Source organism: Corynebacterium sp. UMB6689 (assembly GCF_030215295.1).
GTDB classification, from domain to species: domain Bacteria; phylum Actinomycetota; class Actinomycetes; order Mycobacteriales; family Mycobacteriaceae; genus Corynebacterium; species Corynebacterium aurimucosum.
In genome coordinates, this window is the sequence record NZ_JASOLS010000007.1 from 68,002 (window position 1) to 92,134 (window position 24,133).

Annotated in this window: 15 protein-coding genes; 5 read left to right on the top strand and 10 right to left on the bottom strand. The window is 65.3% G+C overall.

Annotated features, from left to right (window positions below; all coding sequences use genetic code 11):
• Positions 1 to 53: 53 nt before the first annotated feature.
• Positions 54 to 4,835, top strand: a complete 4,782-nt coding sequence (locus tag QP363_RS05575; protein WP_284763267.1) for a type I polyketide synthase — start codon at positions 54 to 56, stop codon at positions 4,833 to 4,835.
• A complete protein-coding gene (locus QP363_RS05580; protein ID WP_284763268.1) occupies positions 4,808 to 6,379 on the top strand; it encodes an acyl-CoA carboxylase subunit beta in 1,572 nt (523 codons plus the stop codon). The genes QP363_RS05575 and QP363_RS05580 overlap by 28 nt, the downstream gene beginning before the upstream one ends.
• A 297-nt stretch (positions 6,380 to 6,676) precedes the next feature.
• On the opposite strand, the gene QP363_RS05585 is transcribed toward QP363_RS05580, so the two are convergent.
• The 6 genes from QP363_RS05585 to trmB all read right to left on the bottom strand — a co-directional run bounded on the left by QP363_RS05585 (position 6,677) and on the right by trmB (position 12,938).
• Positions 6,677 to 7,690, bottom strand: a complete 1,014-nt coding sequence (locus tag QP363_RS05585) for an HNH endonuclease signature motif containing protein (RefSeq protein ID WP_284763269.1) — start codon at positions 7,688 to 7,690, stop codon at positions 6,677 to 6,679.
• Between the two features lie 68 nt (positions 7,691 to 7,758).
• Entirely contained in the window at positions 7,759 to 8,106 is a 348-nt protein-coding gene (locus QP363_RS05590; protein ID WP_046647585.1) for a DUF3054 domain-containing protein, read from the bottom strand.
• Entirely contained in the window at positions 8,107 to 9,117 is a 1,011-nt protein-coding gene (locus tag QP363_RS05595) for a YbhN family protein (RefSeq protein ID WP_284763270.1), read from the bottom strand.
• Positions 9,114 to 11,546, bottom strand: coding sequence for an MMPL family transporter (locus QP363_RS05600; protein ID WP_284763271.1), 2,433 nt, complete (start codon positions 11,544 to 11,546; stop codon positions 9,114 to 9,116). The genes QP363_RS05595 and QP363_RS05600 overlap by 4 nt, the downstream gene beginning before the upstream one ends.
• A 7-nt stretch (positions 11,547 to 11,553) precedes the next feature.
• Positions 11,554 to 12,165: an NYN domain-containing protein gene (locus QP363_RS05605; RefSeq protein ID WP_070673316.1), complete on the bottom strand. Its 612-nt coding sequence runs from the start codon at positions 12,163 to 12,165 to the stop codon at positions 11,554 to 11,556.
• On the bottom strand, positions 12,165 to 12,938 hold the full coding sequence (gene trmB, locus QP363_RS05610; RefSeq protein ID WP_284763272.1) for a tRNA (guanosine(46)-N7)-methyltransferase TrmB: 774 nt from the start codon (positions 12,936 to 12,938) through the stop codon (positions 12,165 to 12,167). The genes QP363_RS05605 and trmB overlap by 1 nt, the downstream gene beginning before the upstream one ends.
• A gap of 357 nt (positions 12,939 to 13,295) precedes the next feature.
• Here trmB and QP363_RS05615 point away from each other — a divergent pair, with 357 nt between their 5' ends.
• Positions 13,296 to 15,116: a phosphoenolpyruvate carboxykinase (GTP) gene (locus QP363_RS05615; RefSeq protein ID WP_284763273.1), complete on the top strand. Its 1,821-nt coding sequence runs from the start codon at positions 13,296 to 13,298 to the stop codon at positions 15,114 to 15,116.
• Between the two features lie 57 nt (positions 15,117 to 15,173).
• Here the strand turns inward: QP363_RS05615 and QP363_RS05620 are convergent, their stop codons facing one another.
• Positions 15,174 to 15,929, bottom strand: coding sequence for a class I SAM-dependent methyltransferase (locus QP363_RS05620; protein WP_284763274.1), 756 nt, complete (start codon positions 15,927 to 15,929; stop codon positions 15,174 to 15,176).
• Between the two features lie 24 nt (positions 15,930 to 15,953).
• Here QP363_RS05620 and QP363_RS05625 point away from each other — a divergent pair, with 24 nt between their 5' ends.
• Entirely contained in the window at positions 15,954 to 17,036 is a 1,083-nt protein-coding gene (locus QP363_RS05625) for a glycosyltransferase family 4 protein (RefSeq protein ID WP_070644506.1), read from the top strand.
• On the opposite strand, the gene QP363_RS05630 is transcribed toward QP363_RS05625, so the two are convergent.
• Together QP363_RS05630 and QP363_RS05635 are read right to left on the bottom strand one after the other, a co-directional pair.
• Positions 16,960 to 18,447: a hypothetical protein gene (locus QP363_RS05630; RefSeq protein ID WP_284763275.1), complete on the bottom strand. Its 1,488-nt coding sequence runs from the start codon at positions 18,445 to 18,447 to the stop codon at positions 16,960 to 16,962. The two genes, QP363_RS05625 and QP363_RS05630, sit on opposite strands and share 77 nt — an antisense overlap.
• Before the next feature lie 6 nt (positions 18,448 to 18,453).
• Positions 18,454 to 19,428, bottom strand: coding sequence for a DUF3068 domain-containing protein (locus QP363_RS05635; protein ID WP_284763276.1), 975 nt, complete (start codon positions 19,426 to 19,428; stop codon positions 18,454 to 18,456).
• A 53-nt stretch (positions 19,429 to 19,481) separates the two neighbouring features.
• On the opposite strand from QP363_RS05635, the gene QP363_RS05640 reads away from it, so the two are divergent.
• Positions 19,482 to 20,594 (top strand): acyltransferase, encoded by a 1,113-nt coding sequence (locus QP363_RS05640; RefSeq protein WP_284763277.1) that lies wholly within the window; start codon positions 19,482 to 19,484, stop codon positions 20,592 to 20,594.
• 236 nt (positions 20,595 to 20,830) lie between these two features.
• Here the strand turns inward: QP363_RS05640 and QP363_RS05645 are convergent, their stop codons facing one another.
• A complete protein-coding gene (locus QP363_RS05645; RefSeq protein WP_284763278.1) occupies positions 20,831 to 24,133 on the bottom strand; it encodes an alpha-(1->3)-arabinofuranosyltransferase family protein in 3,303 nt (1,100 codons plus the stop codon).

Here is a 24,133-nt window from a genome sequence, read left to right on the forward strand (position 1 = left end):
AAATCGACCGCACATTTAGTTAGTTTTAGTCCGCGTAAGAAAGCTAGAGATTTATGACCGTTGAAGAGCTTCGTGGCTGGCTGCGCACTTGGGTTGCGCAGACCACCGGCCTGTCGGCAGAGGAAATCACGGACACCAAGCCGCTGGAGAATTTCGGGCTGTCCTCGCGTGACGCAGTGGTCCTTTCCGGCGAGTTAGAGAACCTCCTCGGCATTAAGCTTGAACCCACCGTGGCCTATGAGTATCCCACCATTGCGCAGCTGGCAGAGCGCCTTGTCAACGGCGCATCCGGCGCCCCGGCAGAAAGCGCGCCGCGTGGGGCTTCGCCGCGTTCTGCTTCCCTCGCGGGCGGGGACATCGCCGTCATCGGCTACGCCGGCCGTTTCCCGGGAGCCAAGAACGTCGACGAGTTCTGGACCATGCTCGTCGAGGGCCGCGCTGGTACCGGCCCGTTGCCCGTCGGACGCTGGTCGGAGTACTCCTCCGACCCAATTACCAGCGAGAAGATGGAGCAGCAAAACACCGACGGCGGCTACATCGAGGACATCGCCTCCTTCGACGCCGAGTTCTTTGGCCTCTCCCCGCTGGAGGCGGCCAACATGGACCCGCAGCAGCGCATTCTCCTGGAGGTGGCGTGGGAGGCTCTCGAAGACGCCGGTCTGCCCGCCAACCAGCTGCGCGGCACCGCCACCGGTGTCTACATGGGCTCCACCAACAATGACTACGGCATGCTGATTACCGCCGACCCGGCGGAGATGCATCCCTATGCCATGACGGGTACGTCCTCGGCGATCATCGCCAACCGTCTCTCCTACGCCTTCGACCTGCGCGGGCCTTCCCTCAACGTGGATACCGCGTGCTCCGCCTCACTCGTGGCGGTCAACCAGGCGGTGAAGGATCTGCGTGTGGGCGCGGCCGATACGGCTCTCGCCGGCGGCGTGAACATCCTGGCCTCGCCGCACGCCTCCATCGGCTTTAGTGAGCTGGGTGTCACCTCGCCCACCAGCGCTATCCACGCTTTCTCCGATGATGCGGATGGCATCGTCCGTGCGGACGCCGCCGGCGTTCTCGTGCTCAAGCGCTTGGAGGACGCCGAGCGCGACGGCGACACCATCCACGCCGTCATCAAGGGCTCCGCGGTCAACTCCGACGGCCACTCCAACGGTCTGACCGCCCCGAACCCGGAAGCGCAGGTTGATGTTCTCGAGCGCGCCTACGCTGATGCCGGCATCCGCCCGCAGGACGTGGACTACGTCGAGGCCCACGGCACCGGCACCATCCTCGGTGACCCCATCGAGGCCACCGCGCTGGGCCGCGTGCTGGGCCCAGGCCGCCAGGCTGCCAACCCGACCCTGCTGGGCTCCGCTAAGACCAATATCGGCCACTCCGAGTCCGCCGCCGGCGTGGTGGGCCTCATCAAGGTCATCGAAGGAATGCGTCACGGCGTCATCCCGCCGAATATCAACTACGCGGGACCCAACCGCTACATCGATTTCGACGCCGAGCACCTCGAGGTGGTCGAGGACCCGCGCGAGTGGCCCGAGTACTCCGGCCAGAAGGTCGCGGGTGTCTCCGGCTTCGGTTTCGGCGGCACCAATGCGCACGTCGTTCTTACGGACTACCGCGGGCTGACCCACCAGGACGCCCCGCAGGTCGCCATCGGCGAAGGCCACCCGGTGGCCCTGCCCGTTTCCGGCCTGCTGCCATCCCGCCGCGCCGCAGCGGCTTCTGACTTGGCGGACTATATCGAGGCAGAGAACCCGAACCTGCTTTCCCTGGCCCGTACCCTTGCGCGCCGCAACCATGGGCGCTCGCGTGCGGTAGTGGTGGCGTCGTCAAGCGAGGAGGCCGTCAAGCGCCTGCGCCAGGTCGCCGAGGGGACCGTCTCCGTCGGCATCGCCGCCGCGGATTCTCCCTCCGTCCACGGCCCCGTCTTCATGTACTCCGGCTTTGGCTCCCAGCACCGCAAGATGGCCAAGGACATGATTGAGATCTCGCCGCTGTTCAAGGAGCGCCTGGAGGAGCTCGACGCCATCGTGCAGCGCGAATCCGGCTGGTCCATCCTGGAGCTGGTGCACGACGACGCCCAGACCTACAACACAGAAACCGCGCAGGTGGCCATCACCGCCATCCAGATTGCGCTGACGGATCTGCTTGGTACCTTCGGCGTGCGCCCGGCCGGTGTTATCGGCATGTCCATGGGTGAAATCGGCGCGGCTTATGCTGCGGGCGGCATCACGGCAGCCGACGCCATGCTCATCGCCTGCCACCGCGCGCGCCTGATGGGTGAGGGCGAGGCTTCGCTTCCCGACGATCAGCAGGGCGCCATGGCCGTCGTCGAGCTCTCCGCCGAGGAGATCGACGCCCTGCCGGGTTCCATCGAGCCCGCCGTGTACACCGGCCCTGGCATGACCACCGTCGGTGGCCCGCGCGAAGAGGTCCTCGCGCTGGTGGAGCGCCTCGAAGGCGAGGGCAAGTTCGCCCGCGCGCTCAACGTCAAGGGCGCGGGCCACACCTCCGCCGTCGATCCGCTGTTGGGTGAGCTCTATGCGGAAATCGCTGGCATCGAGACCCGCCCGCTGCACACGACGCTCTTCTCCTCCGTGGACCGCAGCAAGGTCTACCGCCCCGGTACGGTCCTGCACGATGAGAACTACTGGATCCGCATGACCCGCAAGCCCGTCTACCTGCAAGAGGCGGCGGAGGCGGCGTTCGCAGCCGGCCACATGCAGATCGTCGAGATTTCCCCGAATCCGATTGCGCTCATGGGTCTGATGTCCACTGCCTTTGCCGCGGGCAAGGCGGATGCGCAGCTGCTCTACAGCCTGAAGCGCAAGGTGGACCCCACCGAGTCGCTGTTGGATCTGCTGGGCAAGCTCTACGTCGCGGGAACGCCGGTGGATTACACCAAGGTCTTTGGCTCCGGCGCGCTTGTCGACGCCCCCCATACCCACTTCCGCCGCCAACGTTTCTGGACCAATGCTCGCCCTTCTTCTGGTGTGTCCGGTCTGCCGGGTGCGCGCGTGAGCCTGCCGGAAGGCGCAGTGGCCTTCTCCACGAATGCTGACCAGGCGCCGAGCGCGCTGGCCATCCTGGAGGCAGCCGCCGAGGCCGTCACCCCGGGCGCGCACATCGCGGCGAGCGAGGAGCACCTCGACCTGCCCGCGAAGGGCGAGGTCACCACGATTGTCCGCCGCACGCTGGGCGGACTGTCGGTGGCGGTGCACTACGTGGATGGAGCGACTACCAAGCTCGTTGCGGAAGGTTTTGCCTCGACCCTCAACCTAGCCGAACCCGCTGCGGCCCCGGAGCCGAGCCTGCCTCAGGCCGTGACCGCGCCGCAGTTTGCTGACCCCGACGTGGGCGTCGACGCCGTGCGTTGGGACCCAGCGAAGGAGAGCGTGGAGGAGCGCCTGGCGCTCATCGTGTCGGAGTCCATGGGCTACGACGTCTCCGATCTCCCGCGCGAGCTGCCGCTTATTGACCTGGGCCTGGATTCGCTCATGGGCATGCGCATCAAGAACCGCGTGGAGAATGATTTCCAGATTCCGCCGCTGCAGGTGCAGGCGCTTCGCGACGCCTCCCTCGCCGACGTCATCACCATGGTCGAGGAGGCCGTGTCCGAGCAGCCCGGTTCTGCTGCACAGGCACCGGCCGATGCAGCCGCCGACGCACCTTCCGCGCCCGCCGACTCGTCCGCGGTGAGCGCGAAGGACGCTGCGGAATCAGCCGAGGAAGCGACCGCGGGCGTCGGCGTCGCACCGCGCGATGCTTCCGAGCGCATGGTCTTCGGCACCTGGGCCACCTTCACAGGTAAGGCCGCGGCCGGCGTGACGTCCGCGCTGCCACAGGTCAGCGAAGAGGTAGCTGAGAAGATTGCCGAGCGCCTCACCGAGCGCGCCGGCATCGAGGTCACCGCGCAGCAGGTCCACGAGGCCGAAGCGCTGGAGAACCTCGCGGATCTGGTCCGCGAGGGCCTGGAGACTGAGGTCGAGGGCAATATCCGTGTGCTGCGCGAGGCCGATGGCCCCGCCGTCTTCATGTTCCACCCGGCCGGCGGCACCACCGTGGTCTACCAGCCGCTGACCCGTCGTTTGCCGGCTGATGTCGCGGTCTATGGCGTGGAGCGCCTCGAGGGCAGCCTGGAGGATCGCGCCGCCGCCTACATCGAGGACATCCTGCACTACGCGCGCGGCCGCAAGGTCGTGCTCGGCGGCTGGTCCTTCGGCGGCGCGCTGGCCTATGAGGTGGCCTACCAGCTCCAGGAGCGCGCAGCCCGCGGCGAGGATACTGCTGAGGTTGCCTTCATCGCTCTGCTGGATACCACCCAGCCGGCCCACCCGGCCCCGAAGACGCTGGAGGAGACCAAGGCCCGCTGGGGCCGCTACGCAGCCTTTGCCAAGAAGACCTACGGCCTCGACTTCGAGCCGCCCTACGAGATGCTGGAGACCGTGGGTGAAGATGCGCTCATGGCCATGCTCGCGGAATTCCTCAGCTCCACCGACGCCTCCGAGCACGGCCTGTCCGCCGGCGTGCTGGAGCACCAGCGCGCATCCTTCGTGGACAACCAGATTCTGGGCTCGCTGGATATGGGAAGGTGGGCGTCGGTAAGCGTGCCCGTCATCCTCTTCCGCTCCGAGCGCATGCATGACGGCGCCATCGAGCTCGAGCCTGCCTATGCGGAGATTAACCCGGACGGTGGCTGGGGCGTTATCGTGAAGGATCTGGAGATTGTGCAGCTGCCGGGCGACCACCTGGCGGTTCCCGACGAGCCCGCAATCGGTATCGTGGGCAAGCACATGGAGGAATGGATCGAGGAGAAGATTCGGAAGTGACTAGCACCGCTGACAAGCTAGCGGACCTACGCGAGCGCCTCGAACGCGCCCAGGATCCCGGCAGTGAACGCTCCCGGGCGCGCCGCGACGAGGCTGGGCGTTCGACTCCGCGCCAACGCATCGCCGCGCTTCTCGACGAAGGCTCCTTCGTCGAAACCGGCGCCCTGGGCAAGACCCCCGGTGACCCGGATGCGATTTACTCCGACGGCGTGGTCACTGGTCACGGCCGCATCAAAGGCCGCCCGGTGTGTATCTACGCGCACGATAAGACCGTGTATGGCGGTTCCGTGGGCGTGACCTTTGGTAAGAAGGTCACCGACATCATGGATTTGGCCATCAAGATTGGCTGCCCGGTTATCGGTATCCAGGATTCCGGTGGTGCGCGCATCCAGGACGCGGTGACGTCTCTGGCCATGTACTCCGAGATTGCCCGCCGCCAGCTGCCGCTATCTGGCCGTAGCCCGCAGATTTCCATCATGATGGGTAAGTCCGCTGGTGGTGCGGTGTATGCGCCGGTGACCACGGACTTCATCATCGCCGTCGATGGTGAGGCGGAGATGTACGTGACGGGCCCGAACGTGATCAAGGAGGTCACGGGCGAGGAAATTTCCTCCCACGACTTGGGCTCCGCGCGCCAGCAGGAGCTCAACGGCAACGTGTCTGTCGTGGTGCCCTCGGAGGATGAGGCCTTTGACTTGGTCCGCGACCTGCTGGATCATTTGCCTCTGACCTGCTTCGACGAATCCCCGGTCTTCGATGCGCCTTCTGATGAGGAGGTAGCCCAGGACACCGAGCTGGATTCCTTCATGCCGGATGATACGAACGCCGGCTACGACATGATGGACCTGCTCACGCAGCTTGGCGACGATGAGGATCTCATCGAAATTCAGGAAAACTACGCCCCCAACGTCATCACTGCCTTTGGTCGCATTGATGGCAAGGCCGTGGGTTTTGTGGCCAATAACCCGATGCATTCAGCGGGTTGTATCGATGCGGATGCCGCCGATAAGGGCGCGCGCTTTATCCGTATTTGCGATGCCTACAACATCCCGCTGGTCTTTGTGGTGGATACGCCGGGTTACCTGCCGGGCGTGGACCAGGAGAAGGCGGGCTTGATTCACCGCGGCGCGAAGTTCGCGTTTGCGGTGGTGGAGGCCACCGTGCCGAAGGTCTCGCTCATCGTGCGCAAGGCTTATGGCGGCGCGTATGCCGTGATGGGCTCGAAGAACCTGACCGGTGATATCAACCTGGCGTGGCCGACGGCCCAGATCGCCGTGATGGGCTCGGCCGCCGCCGTGGTCATGATTGCGGGCAAGCAGCTCGAGGCCGCCGAGACCCCAGAGCAACGCGCGATGACGAAGAAGATGTTCATGGACTTCTACGACGAGACCATGACCGCACCCTATGTCGCCGCGGAGCGCGGATACCTCGATGGCATGATTAAGCCCTCCGAGTCGCGCTTGGCCCTGCGCCGCGCGCTGCGCCAGCTTGCCGATAAGCAAGAGAAGGACCTGCCCAAGAAGCACACCATCTCCCCGCTCTAGCGTCCTGGGGGTTAACTGCCTCGTGTTAGCTGCTCCCGGGATGCATGTTCACTGGGCGACCTAAGCCTCCGCCGCGCGCCCCAGGCACGGGGCGTAACGTTTGGGACCGTTTCGTACGATAGGCATAAAGTCTAGGAATTCAATCAAAGGAGAACCCCAATGCTTTCTAGCGCCCTTGACCTCGGTGGCGACATCATCAATCTCGTCATCATGCTGCTCAACCAGGCAGGCGTGAACGTTGGCGCCCTGAGCTCGAAGTAAGCCAGCGCTTCTAGCCCCTCCTTGTGGAGGGGCTTTTTAATCCCAGACCGGGCTGGGGATGGGGATTGGTGGAGCGCCGTCGGGAGGCAGCCATGCCATGCGGCCCTCAACTCGGTCGATGCGCCCGCGATATGTGGGTCGGGCGGGGTCATCGTCATTGATGGCGTTGTGATATTTACATAGCGGCACGAGGTTGTCGAGGTTGGTCGGTCCGCCATCCTGCCAGCGCCTTATATGGTGCATCTGGCACTCCGCGGCTGGTCGTGTGCAGCCGAGCCAGGCGCACGTCGGATGCTCTGCACTGAGCAAAAGCCGCTGTTTATCGTTGGCAAAACGGCTCCCGTAATACAGATTCACCGGCCCCTCGACCGGGTGGAAGAGCGAGACAAAGCCTCGCTCGGCAAACTGCGTGCGGAGAAATTCAGCGCCGGTCATGGTGCCGCCGTCAGTTGCTTGCAGAATAATATCGTCGCCCTCACCGCGCACAATCTTGTCCAGCTGCTCTAGTCGCACAATCACGTGCGCATGCAAGGCTGGCTTCGGTGCGCCGCCGCCGGAAAAGACTTCGTGGACGGCCTTCAGCAGGTCGTCGGAGGTGGCCTTAAGCGTGCCCACCAGATTGGCAATCGCGCGCGGACGGTCCGTGATGATGAGTTTGTGCATGCCTCCCGCACTGCGTCGCACGCGGACGCCAGGAGTGGGCTCGGGCTTGAGCTCCGCGAGCCTGCGCTTCGCCACGCCCGCAATCTCACCCTCGGGTGTCCCACACAACTCCACTCGCAGGTCCCATGCCTGGCGCGAGTTCTTGACGCGCGACACATGCCGTTCAATCTGTAACAGCGTATCCAGCGCATGGTCAGTCTCCCGGGCGCGGCGCTGCTTGGCAGTGAAAGCAGTCTGGCCAAAATAAACGCGGTGAAGTCCTTCGAGCTGCCGTGCCATGCGCGGCGTCGCGCCAAGCGCCAGCATCTCCTCACGGGTGTGGCCAGCGCACAAGGACACGACGTGCATGCCGCGAGCGAGTACCCCGAGTAAGTCCCCCAACTTCATGCCCCACACACTAAACCGGCCCGAAGCACCCCGCAACCGGAACGCTAAACTCCCAGCTCAAAGAATCTTTAGGCGCGGGAGCGGGACGCAAAGGCCGCGATGGCGCGCCAACCAAAGAAGAACAGCGCCGACATCACGGTGGCCACGATGAGGAAGGACCAGTGCGGCAGGCGCCCGTTGACCAGCATCCACAAAGCCATGCCGCCAATGATGGCGCTCAGCCACACGACGACGCCCTCCTTCCACAGGCCGCTCAGCTTCGCCGCCATGATGATGACCCAGCCAACCAACGCGCCCACGGTCCACGGCCAGAAGGCATCAACCCACGAGCTAAAGCTCAGGCCACCGTGCGCCAGGCGGGCGAAGATGGCGAAGAGGGCGAGAGCGAGGACGTCGATAAGCGGGGCGACGCGCATTTAGGATTCCTTCCGGTTCAACGCCGCGTAAGAGAAGCCATCGCGGGCGTAATGAGCGAAGTAGATGACCCATCCAATGATAGTGATGAGCGCAAAGGAAATAAGCCGGTAGATGATGGCGGCGGAGGTGGCGTGCACCACGGTCAGGCCCGTGGCCACCAGCGGGGTGATGAGCGCGGCCTCCACCGTGCCCACACCACCCGGGGTGACCTGCGCGGAGCCGGCCAGCTTCGCCGCGAGGAAGGCTAGGGCAACACCGGCCAGAGTGGTGTCATCGGCACCGGCGCGCAGCCACGGAATCTCCCCGGTCACTGCCCACACGGATGCCCACAGCGCTGCCATATCGGCCAGGCGGTGAACCAGCGACGCCCCAGCAACCACAGCAAAGGGGCCGCGCGAAAGGTGGACCTCGCCCAAGTTGCGCACCTCTTGAATCGCACGGTCCCGCTTCGGGCCGGACCGCAGCTTGCGCAGCCAGCGCTCAAGGGTCACCGGGTGCGAGGTCAGCCAGAAGATGCCCCCGAGCGCCGCGAGCATGAGGACAACCGTGGTGATGAGCGATCCCAGAGCCATATCCGCGTTGAGGAAAAATACCCCGCCCAAGCCAATGAGCGCGAGGAACATCGAGCTAATGATCGAGGATAAAAACAGGAAGTAACTGCACAGCGCCACCGACGCACCCCAGCGGCGCTGCACCTGGAAGGTGAGCAAAGCCGAAAAGGCGGGGCCCGCCGGCAGAGTCGTGGACCACGCATTGGAGGCCAGCGTGATGGCGTAGGTCTCGCGCAGCGGCACCTTGACGCCGCCCGCGCCGATGAGCCGCTTCATCACCTCCGCCATGCCCGCGATGGAGAGCAGTGCGAAGAACACCACCAGCACCACGGGGAAAGGTTCAGCGTGGCGCAGGCGGCGCAATCCCTCGGAGATGAAGTCCAGCTGGTCGCGGAAGAACCACGCTAGCGCGGCCAGAATCAGCAGGGAGATTATCCAGGTCAGCCAGTTCTTCTTCATCGACCATCCGTGGACTTAAGGCGCTTGACCAGCTCGGAGAAGGGGATGAGCTCCGCGTCAGTGTCGGCGCTGCGGTCCCCGCGTACGGCGGCTTCGCTTGCCCTGCTTGCCGACGCCGCCTCTACCTCGACCTGTTCCGTCGGAGTCGTGGGGGAGTGGTGCGGTTCTGCCGACTTGGTAGGACCGGCCGAAGAACGCGGCTCGTCCCGCTCGGTAGTTACGGTGGTGGACGGCACAGCCTGTTTAGCCGGTGCGGCCTCTTCGTTGTTCAGCGCTGGGGCGGTGGGCGTTGGCGCGGCAGCGGATGCGGTGGCTAGGTCCGGCTCGGCAGCTGGAGTGTTGTCGCCGCCGAGGCGATGGGTCAGGCGGGTGAGGAAGCGCGGGGCCCACCAGTTGTCCTCGCGCAGCAGGTGCATGACGGCGGGGACGAGGAGCATGCGGACGATGGTGGCGTCGATAAGCAGGGCGAAAATCATGCCGAAGGCGATGTACTTCATCATCACGATGTCGGAGAAGCCGAAGGCTCCCGCCACCACGATCATGATGAGCGCGGCCGCCGTGATGATGCCGCCCGTGTGCGCGGTACCCGCGGCGATGGCCTCGTCCGTGGAAGCGCCGCGGCGGCGGGCCTCGACCATGCGCGAGACCAGGAAGACCTCGTAGTCCGTGGACAGACCAAAGACGATGGCGATGATGAGCACCAGAATCGGGCTCATCAGCGGGCCGGCGGTGAAGTTGAGCAGGCCGGAGCCGAGGCCATCGACGAACATGAGCGTCAAGATACCCAGCGTGGCACCCAGCGAGAGCAGCGTCATGATGATGGCCTTCAGCGGCAGGATGAAGGAGCCGAAGACCAGCGCCATGAGGAGGAAGGTGGCCAGCACCACGTAGAGGGCCATCCAAGGGAGGGTCTCAAAGAGCGCGTCGAGGGACTCGACCTCCATGGCCGGAGTGCCGCCGACATACAGCTCCACGCCCTCCGGTGCCTCGATGTTCTCGAGTTCGTGGACGATGCGCCCGTAGTCCTCGCGGTCCTGGATGCCGGCGCCGAGGATGGTGGTGCCGTCGACGGTTGCGGTCTTCGGGCCCATCGGCTCGGTAAGGCCCTGGATGGAGCGGGCTTGCATGACGACGTCGACAAGCTGCTCATTGGTCGCGTTCTTCACCACGAGCTTGACCGGCTCGGTGCGGAAGGAGGGAAATTGCTCGTTGAACTGGTCCTGCGCTACGCGCGCGTCCTGGTTGGGCGGCAGGTAGGTCTCATTGATGCCGCCGAATTTCACGCCCAGCACCGGCAAGGTCAGCGCGATGAGCAGCGCGCAGATGGCGGTGGTCATCACACCCGCGCGGCCTATGGCCCAGCGCGGCATCCGGTACCACCACGTGTCCTCGATGCGGCGCCCGCGCCGCGAGGTCTTGCGCACGGTCCACTTATCGATGTTGGGGCCCAGCATGCCAAATAGCGATGGCAGCACCGTCACCGACAGCAGAGCGGCCAGGCCGACGGCGGAGATGGAGCCGTAGGCCACGGATTTGAGGAAGGCCTGCGGGAAGAGGAAAAGCCCGGAGAGGGATACGGCCACCATGGCGGCGGAGAAGACCACGGTTTGGCCGGCAGTAGCGGTGGTGATCGCCACGGCCTCCTTGGTATCGCGTCCCTTGTCCAGCTCCTCACGGAAGCGGGAGACCATGAACAGGCCATAGTCGATGGCCAGGCCCAGTCCCAGCAGCGTGACGACGGCCTGCGCGAACACGTTGACCTGCTGGAAGCCAGCCAGGATGGAAAGAATGCCTAGTGAGCCCAGGATGGACAGCCCGCCCACGACGAGCGGCATGAACGCCGCCACGACGGAGCCGAAGACCACGAGGAGCAGCAGGCCGACGAGCGGCAGGGCGGCCTTCTCCGCGCGGGAGATGTCTTTGGACATGCCTTCATCCAGTGCGTCGGCCACGGCGGTGGCACCCGCGACCTGCACGGGCAGCCCACTGGAGTGCAGGGAATCCTCAATGGTGCGGAAGTCCTTGAGGGTCTGCTCGCCGTCACCTTTGAGCCCGATGGCGGCGAAGGCCGTGGAGTGGTCCTGCGTGATGAGGTTCGGGTTGCGCTTATCAAAGTAGCTGGTGACAGAGTCAATCTGTTCCGGATGCTGAGCCTTGAGGTCATCCAGAAAGGCCTTGGCCTCGGCGGCGTGGGCATCGGGGTCGTCGAAAAGCAGGATGACGTCGCCGGAATTATCGCGGCCGAAAGTCTCGAGCTCGATCTGTGCAGCGCTTGTCGACGCCGCCCCCGGGTCCTCCCAGCCCTCCTGACTCATGCGCTCCTCGAGGCGCGTGCCGAAGCCGAAAAAGAGGCCAAGGATGAGACCCACGATGATGAGCGGGATGACCTTGCGGTGGGCATAGGAGAAGCGGCCCCAAGAATAAAACATGCGGCTCCTAACTGTGCTCGGGCGCGCGGTCCGGAAGCAGCGCGGACAGCGGGCGGAAAGGCTGCAGCCAGGCGCCGCCTGGAGGCAGATTATCCAGGTTAACGCGCGGCAGCGGCTCGCGGAAGACCCCCTCGATGTCTTCGAGGTCGACGAACTCAATCTCCGGATGGGTCACAGCCCAGGAAGCGTGCTCGTGGAAGCCGAGGACGCACGTGGGCAGGCCGGAAGCAGAGAGCTGTTCCAGCAGGTGCTGGAAGTTCTGGCCGTCGGCCGAGGCCACGATGACACCGGAGAGGTTCTCGCGGTTGGCCTTGATGTATTCGACCATGTCGGGGTCGACGTCATCGTCCTCGTGGAGCTTCGGCTTGGCAAAGACGGCAAAGCCGACGTTGCGGATGGCCTCGACCCAAGGGCGGATGACGTCGGCGCCGCCGGGAGTGACGTTGGTGAAGACGGCGGCTTCAGGGGTGGCGTCGTTGTCGAAGGCCAGCTCCACCAGCCAGCGGCCAATCGCATCAAAACGCGGGCGGTGTGCGGAGGTGGGTCGCCCGCCGAGGATGGCGCCGAGCCCCATATCCATGTTGGGCGCATCCCACACCAGAAGATAGGTGCCGGCCATTACTTCTTCTCCCACAGGCACTCGGTGATGACGTGTTCCTTATCCAGGCCCTTGCCCTCAAACTTGGTGATGACCTGGCGGTCGGTGAGGATGGGGCACTCGGGCCAGGGCCAGCCCTTGTAATCGAGGGAGGGCTCGACCTCGACGAGCTCATCAATCCACTCGGCGTAGCCGGCGTGGTCGGTGGCCACGTGGAGCACGCCGCCGGGCTTCAGGCGGGAGGCGAAGAGGTTGAGCGTGCCGGATTGGATGATGCGGCGCTTGTGGTGGCGGGCCTTGGGCCACGGATCCGGGAAGAAGATGCGGATGCCGTCGAGGGACTCGGGCGCGAACATGCGCATGAGAACTTCGATGCCATCGCCGCGGACCATGCGGATGTTCTCAATATCGTTGCGGACAATGGAGCCCAGCAGCTTGGCTAGGCCTGGCTTGTAAAGCTCGACGGCAACAATGTTGGTGTCCTTTTCCAACGGGGCCATCGCAGCAGTGGAGGTTCCGGTGCCGGAGCCGATTTCCACGATGGTCCTGGCGCCCTCGCGGTTGAACCAGGCGGGGATGTCGAGGGGTTCGTCGGCAAGCAGGCGTCCCAACTGAGGCCAGTGCTCCTCGAAGAGGGCGTTCTGGTTGTCGGTGAGGGTGCCGCGACGGAAGGTCACGTTGCCGAGGCGTGGGTAGTCCAAATCATTGTTGAACTCGGCGTTGAAATCCGTCTGGAGGCCGCGGCCATGAGGCATCTGCGCGGCGGGATTCTGGGAGGAGTCTGCACTATTCATCAGTTGACATTGTTCCCTTAAGCAGGGGTGAGGGGCAACGTGCCGCGCCGTGGAGGGTGGAGGGCGCCTAGGCGGAGACAGATCAGGGCTCCGCGGGGGTAATAGGACGGGCGTACTGGATGAGTGATGCTTAGAAACAGAGCCCCCGTATGGGGGCGATTGGGGGCGGTGGGTGCCATATTTCACACTTCGCTGTCCTCGACATAGTCGACATGAGCTGGGTGGATATAACCGGGGTGGCGGGCATTACACGTTCTGTTATCACCAGTATCCGTACTCTGGTTGGTGAAACGTCGATAGGGGAAACCTTCGGCGATATAAAGCACCCTGGCCACACCGACCACAGGAGAATGTGAGATGACCGCAACTATTAAGGGCCTTGTAGGTGAACTGCCCACGAAGAACGAGAAGCTTATTTCGTGGATCAGTGAGAGCGTCGAGCTCTTCCAGCCGGAAGAAGTCGTCTTCGTAGATGGCTCCCAGGAGGAGGCTGACCGTCTCGCCGCTGAGCTCGTGGAGAAGGGCACCCTGATTAAGCTCAACGAGGAGAAGCGCCCGAACTCCTACCTGGCGCGCTCGAACCCGTCGGATGTCGCGCGCGTGGAGTCCCGCACCTTCATCTGCACTGAGACTGAGGAGGACGCAGGCCCGACCAATAACTGGGCCCCGCCGGCGGCCATGAAGGAAGAGATGACCGAGGCCTTCCGCGGTTCCATGAAGGGCCGCACCATGTACGTGGTGCCTTTCTGCATGGGCCCCATCAGCGACCCGGACCCCAAGCTCGGCGTGCAGCTTACTGATTCCGCTTATGTTGTGCTCTCCATGCGCATCATGACCCGCATGGGTCAGCAGGCTCTGGATAAGATTGGTGAGAACGGCGATTTTGTCCACGCCCTACACTCCGTTGGTGCTCCGCTGGAGCCGGGCCAAGAGGATGTCGCGTGGCCGTGCAATGACAAGAAGTACATCACGCAGTTCCCGGCAACCAAGGAGATTTGGTCCTACGGTTCCGGCTACGGCGGAAACGCCATCCTGGCCAAGAAGTGCTACGCGCTGCGTATCGCTTCCGTCATGGCAAAGGAAGAGGGCTGGATGGCAGAGCACATGCTCATCCTCAAGCTCACCAACCCGGAGGGCAAGAAGTACCACATCGCGGCCGCCTTCCCGTCTGCCTGCGGTAAGACCAACCTGGCCATGATCACCCCGACCATCCCAGGCTGGAAGGCTGAGGTTGTGGGCGATGACATCGCCTGGCTGAAGCTGCGCGAGGACGGCCTGTACGCCGTCAACCCGGAGAACGGCTTCTTCGGCGTTGCGCCGGGCACCAACTACGACTCCAACCCGATTGCCATGAAGACGATGGAGCCGGGCAACACCCTGTTCACCAACGTCGCGCTGACCGACGACGGCGATGTCTGGTGGGAGGAAATGGGCGAGGCCCCAGAGCACCTCATCGATTGGCACGGTAACGACTGGACTCCGGCTTCGACCACCAAGGCTGCGCACCCGAACTCCCGCTACTGCGTGCCGATTACGCAGTGCCCGTCCGCTGCGCCGGAATTCGATGATTGGAAGGGCGTCAAGATTGATGCCATCCTCTTCGGCGGCCGCCGCGCGGATACCGTTCCGCTGGTGACCCAGGCCTTTGACTGGAACCACGGCACCATGATCGGCGCCCTGCTGTCCTCCGGCCAGACCGCTGCCGCTGAGGGCAAGGTCGGCACCCTGCGCCACGACCCGATGGCCATGCTGCCGTTCATGGGCTACAACGCCGGTGACTACCTGCAGCACTGGATTGACATGGGCGAAAAGGGCGGCGACCGTATGCCGGCCATCTTCCTGGTGAACTGGTTCCGCCGCGGTGAGGACCGCCGCTTCCTGTGGCCGGGCTTCGGCGAGAACTCCCGCGTTCTCAAGTGGATTGTGGACCGCATCGAGGGCAACGTCGACGCTGTTGAGACCGTCGTGGGCCACACCGCTCGCCCGGAGGATATCGACCTTACCGGCTTGGACTTCGACATCGAGGACGTCCGCGAGGCACTTGCCGTGAACCCGGCCGATTGGGCTGGCGACATGGAAGACAACAAGGAGTACCTGACCTTCCTGGGCTCCCGCGTTCCGTCTGAGGTGTGGGACCAGTTCTCCGCGCTCAAGCAGCGTGTTGAGTCTGCCAGCTAGTCTTCGCATCTAAAGAATGCTCCCCTGCGGGGGAGCATTCGGCGTTTTACGGGGGGATTAAGCGCGTAGGACGAGGACCAGGTTGGAGGTGAGGAACTCGCGAAGCACCGGCACCTTGGTCACCCACCAGGCCCAGGCAGGGTGGTAGCGCGGAAAGGCTGCGAGGAGCTGCGAGCCTTGCGACGTCACGCCCCGCGCCCAGTCCAGACCTTCGCGTGCGGAAAGCGCGAAGAGCGAGGTGCCGAAGACGTTCTTCGGCGGGTGGCCGTGGCGGCGGATATAGCGGTCGCGGGCGAACTCGCCGCCCACGTAGTGCTCCCACAGGCCGGTCTCGTGCCCGCCGAAAGGTCCCAGCCACACCGTGTAGCTCAAGATCACCAGACCGCCGGGTTTGGTCACGCGCAGCATCTCCTCGCCCATGGCCCACGGGTGCGGGATGTGCTCGGCCACGTTGGAGGAATATGTGATGTCGAAAGTGTTATCCGCAAAAGGCAGGCACGTGCCATCGCCGCGCACTGCTTGGGCCACTGAGATGCCGGCGGCGGCTATCTCACCCACGTCCGGCTCCAGCCCCACATAACTGGCACCGCGCTGGGCAAAGGCGGAAGCGAAATAGCCGGGCCCGCCCCCGACGTCGAGCACGCGCGCGCCGGTGAGGGACAAAGAATGATCGCGGGAGAGGGCGTCGACAAGCGCGGCGGTGTCCTCAGCCAGACCGCCATAAAAGATCGCGGGTGCTGTCTGCTCGAAGCGGAAGGAGCGCAGCAGCCGCCAGGAGCGGCGCAGGGTGGCCAAGGCGCGGGTGCGTTTCATAACCCACTAGGCTAAAGCATCGTCATGAAAATCCTTCTTTTATGTTGGCGCGATTCCACCCACCCGCAGGGTGGCGGTTCCGAGCGCTACCTTGAGCGCGTCGGCGAGTACCTCGCTGCCCAAGGCCACGAGGTGGTCTTCCGTACTGCGCGCCACATGAACGCCGCCAAGCGCGAGCGCCGCAACGGCGTGCTCTATTCGCGCGCTGGGGCCAAGTTCAGCGTCTACCCGCGCGCGTTGGTGGCGATGTTGTTCGGGCGCCGCGGTTTCGATGTCGTGGTGGATACCCACAACGGCATCCCGTTCTTTGCGCGCCTGGCCACCCGGGCGCCCGTGGTGATCCTGACGCACCACTGCCACCGCGAGCAGTGGCCGGTGGCCGGGCCCGTGCTGGCGCGGCTGGGCTGGTTCCTGGAATCTCGCGTGGTCCCCGCGCTGTATCGCGAGAACACGTGGGTGACGGTCTCGGAAGCCTCGAAGCGCGATTTAGAGAAACTGGGGATTCACGGTGCGCGCATCATTGAGAACGGCCTTGATCCCCTGCCGCAGCACGTGCCCACCTTGGAGCGTGAGGCCGATATCCACCTGGTGACACTGTCGCGCCTAGTTCCGCACAAGCAGATCGAGCACGCCATGGACACCGTGGCGCGGATTCCGGGGGCGATTCTCGACGTCATCGGTTCCGGCTGGTGGGAATCCCAGCTGCGTGAGTACGCCCGGGCCCACGGGGTGGAAGACCGCGTGCGCTTCCGCGGTCAGGTCACTGAGGACTATAAACATGCGCTCCTCGCGCGCGCCGACGTGCACCTTATGCCCTCCCGCAAAGAAGGCTGGGGTTTGGCAGTCATGGAGGCGGCCCAACATGGGGTTCCCACGGTAGGTTATGCCTTCGGCCTGCAAGACAGCGTTATCGCCGGTGAGACTGGTGTGCTGGTGCAGCGCGAGGAGGAGTTCGCGCAGGCGGTGCGCACGCTTGTCGACGACCCCTCCCTCCGCCACCGTTTAGGCAACGCGGCGCGCGAGTTGGCGGCTACTTTTTCGTGGGAGAAAACCGGCGCGCGCTTCGAAGAGTTGCTAGAAGCGGAAGTGCGCACCAAGCGGCGCTAAGAACCCACGGGGCGGGTGTCGGTTGGGCGTTCGTGGTGGCGACGACGCTTCCCGCTTCGACGACTGCACCCACGCCGAACTCTTCTAGCCGGTTGAGGTCGCGGTTGGTCCAGGCTTCGGCGGCCGCGAGGTAGCGCGGCGATGGCTCATCCACTGTCACACCGTCGACGGTGAGCTCGCCGGAGTCGAGCTTGTTCGCGGCCTTGGAGTAGGGGTCGAGGGCGATGCCGCCGCCGACTACGACCATGGCGGGGCGGTCGGCGAAGAAGGTCAGGTGCCCGTCGAGCTCTTCGATGAGCTGGCGGTCGATGCCCGTCTCACGCGGCTTCAATACGGCGAGCTCCCGCGGGGCATCGGGGGCTTGGAGCAGGCAGGCGCACAGGGCGAGCGCTGCCGGAAGCTGGCGCAGAGACGCGATGCCCGCCACGGCCAGCGGCAGGGCGAGCAAGGTGAGCTTGGAGGAATCGCGCAGCAGGCCCGCGCCGGGCATGTGCTCGATGGCGAACGCGGTAAGCCCGGGTGCTAGCGCGCCGAGGATAGCCAGGCCCATCCCAACCACCGCCAGGGCCGCTAGCGGGCGCAGCTCGCGCCGGGGCAGGCGGGCAGCGCCCAAGACGGCGAGGGCAGCGACGGCTAGCCCCGCCACGGCGAAGCCGTGCTCGCGGGACGCCGGCACCGCGGCGGCGTTCCAGATGCCACCGAAACCGAGCAGTGAGCCGACCGTGCCCACGTAGGCCTCTGCGCGCGGGGCAAAGGCCGCGGCCTGGGCGGCGGGGTCGCCGTGGACCATGGACACGCCGGCCGCGAGGCTTGGAACCAACCACGGCAACCACAACAAGACTGAGCCGCCCGCGAAGAGCCAACGCCTTTCGCGTTCACAGGCAACTGCGATGAGGCCCCCGAAGAGCCCGCCGGTGGGCGTCAAGGACGCGGCCCACAGCGCCAGCCACGCCACGCGCGGGTGGCAGTTTAAGCACCCCCACGCGATCACGGGCGCCAGCCAGGCCGCGACCGCCAGCGACCACTGGCCCTGCAAGAGGCGCTCGATGACGAAAGGATTGGCCACCGCGCACGCCATCGCTGCAGCTGCTGCCCACGGGCTGAACTGTGTGCGCTGGCACGCCCATAGACCCGCTACCCACGCCGAGGCACTCGCCGCACCGAGGATAAAAACCCTGGCCAGCCACGCCCCGCCGACCATCGCCAGCACGCCGTCCTGCGGAGCATTGCGCGCAGGCAAATCGCCGGCGCCGAAGGCAGAGGCGGTGAACGCTGGGTGCTCAAGCAACACCATGTCGCGCCACAGGAACTCGCCGGGCAGCGCAAAGGGCCAGCACACGGCGATCACGAGTACTAAACCCCATGCGCAGAGGGCGGCGCGCATCGCAAGGGAGGCCCGGGACGTAGTCACGGGCGCCTACGCGCTTTGCGCCGAATGACGGCGCATGAACATCGCAGCCGCCACTGCCAACAACACCACGCCGATGGCCTTGCCCAACCAGCCCACGAGGCTCAAGATCTTGACCGTGTCGATGACCCCGCGAACCGAGTCGAGGCGTTCGGTGCGGGTGGAGTCGGACCAGGAGAGGGGGACGTCGAGAAGCGCGCGCTCCTGTGTGTCATCGGCGTCGACCATGGCCTGGGCCTGGCGCGCGTCGGTGGCCCAGAAGATGCGCGGGTGTTCCTCCTCGTTGACGATGGTGCCGGTCGTGGGCTCGACCCACACGGTGCGGCTCACCGCGTAGAAAGGCTCGAGGATGACGTGCGATTTCGGCTTGAGGTTGTAGCGCTCCAGGGACTCCGGGGAGTAGAAATCCCGCGCCGGGCCGGAGCGCTGGTTGTCGAAGGCGAAGACTTCCGCTAGGGGGACCGGCGCGACATCCTGGTGGAAGACGTAGGTCGGGATGCCGTCGAGCTTCTCATCGCGCAGAAAATCGATGGGCTCCGTGTCCTGGGTGAGCGGATCGAAGAAAGGGTAGGAGCGCTGCTCCGCGCCGGCGGGGAAGAAGTAGCTTATGCCATCGCGCTCAACCCGGTCCTCCATCTGCGCGTCGAAGGCAGAAAGCTCGATATTCTGTGTCGTGTTCGGCCCCGCCAGCGGGTAGGTGGACTCGCGGTTGAGCAGGGATTCCTCGGTGATGTGCGCGATGGTCTCGCCGTTTAAGGTGAGGTCAGTGGTGGACTGCGCGCGGGCCACGGAATCCTTCATCGCGGGGGCGGTGGTGGTGTGGCGGGTAAACGTGACTCCGTCGTGCTCCGCGTGGATCTCTAGGTTGAGGTCCCTGGGCAGGGGGCGGGACTGGTTGTTGTACAGCGGCGGAAGGATGGACCCGAGTATGAGGAACACCGCGGCGGCAATCGTCACCTGCGCTAGGCGGGAGCGAAGGAACACGTCAGCTCCGATCGGTCGAGGGATTCACTGCAGAAATAGTATCGTAGTGGGCCATGCGCTTTCTCCCTGAGCTCGAAGGCGTGCGTGCGCTGGCAGCGCTGGCGGTCGTGATCACGCACGTGTCCTTCCAGACGGCCACCGGCTGGGCTTGGGCTGAGCGCTTGGATTATGGGGTGGCGGTCTTCTTCGTGCTCAGCGGATTCTTGCTGTGGCGTCGACGACATGCGCATACGGCGGGGCAGTATCTTCTTTCCCGCGTGGCGCGTTTGGCACCGCTGTATGTCGTGTGCGTGGTGGCGGTACTCGCCTTGCTTCCCGACGCCTCCCCCTTAACCCTCCCGCAAGTCATCACCAACCTGACCGGCACGCAGCTCTATATTGCTGACGGCCTGGTTCCCGGGTTAACGCAATTGTGGTCGCTGTGCGTGGAGTTCGCCTTCTACGCGGTGTTGCCGTTGTTGGCGTGGGGGTTGGATAGGTTTTCTGCGCGTTTAAGGGTTGTGCTTCTTGCGGTTGCTGGCGTACTGAGTTTGTTCTGGGGCTTCCTGCCATTCGTAGCCGGTTATGAATCCGGGGATGTCAATACTCAGATTTGGCCGCCGGCGTATTTCTCGTGGTTCGCGGTGGGGATGCTGGCCGCAGAGGCCGAGGCCGCGCAGGTACGCCTGCGCGCCGGGCGGATTGTGCGTCCGGTCTGCTGGGTGGTGGCCGCGGGCTGCGTGTGGCTGGCGAGCCGCGAGTGGTTCGGCCCGCAGGGGCTGGTGCATCCTGAGCCTGGCGAGTTTGCGCGCCGCATCGCGGTGGGTGCTGTGTGCGGGGCCTGCATCGTGGTGCCGGTAGCGCTGTCGCCGCGGGAAAGCTGGCTGGCCTCCGAGTGGATGCGGGCGCTGGGCCGCTGGTCTTATGGGGTTTTCATGTGGCATGTGGCGGTGCTGGCCATTGCCTTCCCGCTGTTGGGTGTGTCTGCCTTCTCCGGCTCAGTGTGGGATTTCGTGGTGGTGCTGGCTTTTACGGTGGTGGTCAGCTGTGTGCTGTCTGCCGCGACCTATGTGCTTGTCGAGGTCCCCGGCCGCGACCTCATCCGCTCTCTCGCCTTTACTCGCGGTCGTATCGCCGTCCCGCGTTCGCTGCCGCGCCTCGCCTCCGATTTCGCAGCAGGCATCTGACAAAAGGCATCTTGTAAAAGGCATCAGTCAAAAGGCGTCTTTGCTCTTAAAAACGCCATTTGTCCCTTCTAGATGGCGTTTTTAGCGTTGAAGATGCCTTCTGTGGGGCACCTTCTGTGAGATGCCCTTTGAGAGGTGCCTTGTGCGGAGCACCATGCGTAGCGGGTCCGCGTCGAAAGCAGCGGCCCGGAAGGAAGCAGCAGGGGCGGACAGCTATGTACGGCGCGCCTGCGTCCCTAAGAGGTGCGGCGGGGTGGGAGGCAGGCGCACGTGAGAGCCGCGACGCACAGCAGTTGCACGAGCAGCGAATCGCCGGCGTAGCCCTCTGCGGGCCAGGGTGCGCGGGCGAGCATCGCGCCCGCGGCCAAGGTGAGCGCGCCCGCCAGGTAGTCGGGGCGCAGCGTGGTCCAGCGAGTGATGGCCCACGCCGCGGCAGCGGCGGCAACACCGGGAAGACCCGCGACGAGCGCCATCGTTGCCGCGATGAGTAGTGCCAGAAGGACACGCGCTGAGAGAGACGAGTGGGCAACATGGGCGGGGAAGGCCGTTTGGGAATCCGTGGAGGATGCCGGGAGGGCGGCATCGGCGACTGGGCCGGTTGCGGCTGAATCGTGTGCTGCGTAAGTCGCGGATGGGGCAGTGGCTTGGGAACGGGGACCGCGGGCCATGACGAGCAGGCACAGCGCGGTGGTCAGCGCGGCGAGCGCGCCGCCGAGGCCCAAGCCCACGCGATAAGCGCGGTCAGCCGCGAAGGACATGTGGAAGGTCCCGGTAGCGCCGGCGGGAATGTGGAAAGCTTGCGTGTCCGCATCGATGGAACGCGGTTCGAGGGCCAGCGGTTCCGAGCTAGTGGCCGGCGTCGAGGCCGGCGCTGAGTTTGGTGCCGAACCTGGTGTCGAGACCGCGGCTGTGTTGGGGGAGCGCAGCTCGCCGCGCAAGCCCTCGTTGAAAGCACGCCCGGTGATGAGAAGGCGGTCGTGGTCGGCAGGCTCGATGGGCTCGTCGGAGGCGAGCGGGGTATAGACAGAGTCGGTGGAGGGCCCGGCTGCGACGGCTTCCTGGTTAGAAGAAGCGGCTGAGTCCGCAGAAGATGCGTGAGAGGAGGCGGGGAGGGGATCGGGCAGGGAAGACACGGTATCGGTCAGGGCTGCCCAATCGCCGGTGGTGCGCAGGAGGTGCTGTCCCGCGGAGAGGTTGAGGGTGGTGTTGGGGGCGTGGGGGGAGCCGTCGATAAGCACTGTCTTCTCGCCGGAGACCCGCACCGTCATATCGCGCGGGGCGGTGAAGGAGCGGATGAGGATGTGCTCGTTGTCCTGCTGGAAGAGGAACTGCTCGGCCTCCGGCGAGGTATCAGGCACGGTGACGAGGCGCCGCGGGGTGGGCTGGTCCACGATGGACGCCTCCGCAATTCCGGTGCGGCGCTGTGGCTCGATGCGGATGGTGGAGGCCTGCGCGCCGGGCACACGAATATCGCGGGCGCGGTAGGCCTCCATGGTGACCATGACCTTGGAATCGCCGTTGTGGATGGTCACCTCAGTCGTGCCGGTGGTCATCAACCGCAGCGTCGGCGAGGACCACGGAGACGTAGAATGCAGCTCCAACCAGCCAGAATCACCAGGCGCTGGCCACCAGGCGGTGGAGTTTTCGTCGTCGACGGCCGCCGTGAGAGAGCGCGCCGGGTTCGCGCCGCCGAAGGCGGAGGCATCTGCGGCAGACGATGACGCGGTGACGCGGCCATCGTGCTCCACCACCTGGGTCAGCGGGCCGGCAGAGGGATAATCGCGCAGTCGGTTGCGCACCGTCGATGGGTCGCTAGAGGCCAACGGCGCGGACACTGGGCCGGAAAGCGTGCCGTAGTTGCGGTCACGCAATGCGGGCGTGTCGGTGACGATATCGGCGTTGGCGGCGACGAGTTCGTGGGGGCCGGAGAGGAGCGCGAGCGATTCCCCACCGCCCGCCACGCGTGGCGGATCCGCAGGCGCCAGGTTCATGGAGAGGTCGGGGTCGAAGACGACGACGTCGACCTCCCCGAAGGTGTGGACCTTGCCTGGAATATGGGCCGAAGAACCAGAAATCAGGTCGTGGCGCACCGCGACGGCCCCGATACCGAGGCGCTGCAAAACCACGGGTGCTGTGGCAGGGTCGCGGGAAATCTGCGCCATCGCACCGTCCAGGCCACGGATGGCCTCGGGCGGGATGAGAGGAACGGCGTCGCGGACGGCCCAGGGGACGTCGAGAAGCGGCTGCGCCGGCTCATCGCGCGTCCACCCCCAGTCCTGCCGCGCAAAGGAAGCCGGCGGGTAGATGAGCACGCGCGTACCCAGGCTGTTCATGAAATCGGCGGCCTCGTGCCAATAGGCGGGCACCTCCTCGTACGCCCCCTTCGGCAGCAGCCGGCCCGCCCAGGCGGGGGCGGTCGCGCCTACCACCACGAGGCACACCAGAAGGCCCGCTGCTTCACGACGCCCCGGGGACAACGTCCGCGGCAACCTCACCCGGGCGGCAATCGCGGCCACGCCGAGTACCAGTGGGATGCGCACCAGCGGGTCGAATTTATGCACGTTGCGCAGCGCGGCCAGCGGGCCATCGAGCGCGTCGAGGTACCACGCGGCATGCGTGCCTAATATGGCCACGCCCACGAGCAACATCGCAGGCCACAGGCGCGGCAGGCGGGCCAGGCCCATAAGACCCAGGGCGGCCACGGCCACGGTGACAAGCACGAAGACCGGCTCGGTGGCCAACTCATTGCCAGCGACGCGTTCGGTATCCACGAACGGCGCCCAACTGGTGGTGCCGCGCAGGATTTCCGCCAGGTTGAGCCAGCGCGTGGTCACGCCAGCAGATTCGATGAATTCCGTAAAGGGCGGGGCATAGCGGCCCAGGATGAGCAGCGGGGTAATCCACCACGCGGACACCGCAGCGCATCCGGCCAACCACACCAGGCCGGTCTTGCCCGCGCGCCGCCACAGCAGAATCAAGCCCGCTGGCAGGCAGGCAGCCAGCGTGGCTGTGGCGTTGACCGCGCCCATGCACGCCACCGCCACTACTGAGGGCGCGGCGTCCCGCCAGCCCAACCGGCCCTGTCGCAGGAAGGGAAGCAGCACCCAGGGGGCGAGCATGACCGGCCAGGTCTCCGAGGAAATCGCGCCCAGCGTAGTCAGCGTGCGCGGGGAGAGCGCATAGAGCAGACTGCCCATCAGCGCGGCAAAGCTAGGGGCAGCGGGAAGCACCGTGCGGGCTAAGCGGAAGAAGCCCAGAAAGCCCACCGCCAGGACCAGGAACCACCAGGCACGCTGCGCTATCCAATCCGGAAGTGGATCCGCCAGCAGGAAAAACAAGCCCTGGGGGAAGAGGTAGCCATAGGCCTGGTTTTGCAGCTGTCCCAGCGTGAAGGTGTCGGTATAAGCATGCAGTGCGCCGGCCAGGAAACGCGCCGGGTTGGCCGCCAGATCGTGCTTGGTATCAGCGGCGGTCAGCCCCCACGGCTGCACCAGAACCACGAGGGCTAAAAAGAAAAGCCCCCCGATGCGTGCGCGCAC

Bases quoted from the DNA above. Each gene is read 5' to 3' on its own strand.
- QP363_RS05620 (WP_284763274.1), bottom strand. From the start codon at position 15,929: ATGAAACGCACCCGCGCCTTGGCCACCCTGCGCCGCTCCTGGCGGCTG.
- QP363_RS05640 (WP_284763277.1), top strand. From the start codon at position 19,482: ATGCGCTTTCTCCCTGAGCTCGAAGGCGTGCGTGCGCTGGCAGCGCTG.
- QP363_RS05605 (WP_070673316.1), bottom strand. From the start codon at position 12,165: ATGGCCGGCACCTATCTTCTGGTGTGGGATGCGCCCAACATGGATATG.
- QP363_RS05625 (WP_070644506.1), top strand. From the start codon at position 15,954: ATGAAAATCCTTCTTTTATGTTGGCGCGATTCCACCCACCCGCAGGGT.
- QP363_RS05585 (WP_284763269.1), bottom strand. From the start codon at position 7,690: ATGAAGTTGGGGGACTTACTCGGGGTACTCGCTCGCGGCATGCACGTC.
- QP363_RS05580 (WP_284763268.1), top strand. From the start codon at position 4,808: ATGGATCGAGGAGAAGATTCGGAAGTGACTAGCACCGCTGACAAGCTA.
- QP363_RS05600 (WP_284763271.1), bottom strand. From the start codon at position 11,546: ATGTTTTATTCTTGGGGCCGCTTCTCCTATGCCCACCGCAAGGTCATC.
- QP363_RS05595 (WP_284763270.1), bottom strand. From the start codon at position 9,117: ATGAAGAAGAACTGGCTGACCTGGATAATCTCCCTGCTGATTCTGGCC.
- trmB (WP_284763272.1), bottom strand. From the start codon at position 12,938: ATGAATAGTGCAGACTCCTCCCAGAATCCCGCCGCGCAGATGCCTCAT.
- QP363_RS05590 (WP_046647585.1), bottom strand. From the start codon at position 8,106: ATGCGCGTCGCCCCGCTTATCGACGTCCTCGCTCTCGCCCTCTTCGCC.
- QP363_RS05615 (WP_284763273.1), top strand. From the start codon at position 13,296: ATGACCGCAACTATTAAGGGCCTTGTAGGTGAACTGCCCACGAAGAAC.
- QP363_RS05575 (WP_284763267.1), top strand. From the start codon at position 54: ATGACCGTTGAAGAGCTTCGTGGCTGGCTGCGCACTTGGGTTGCGCAG.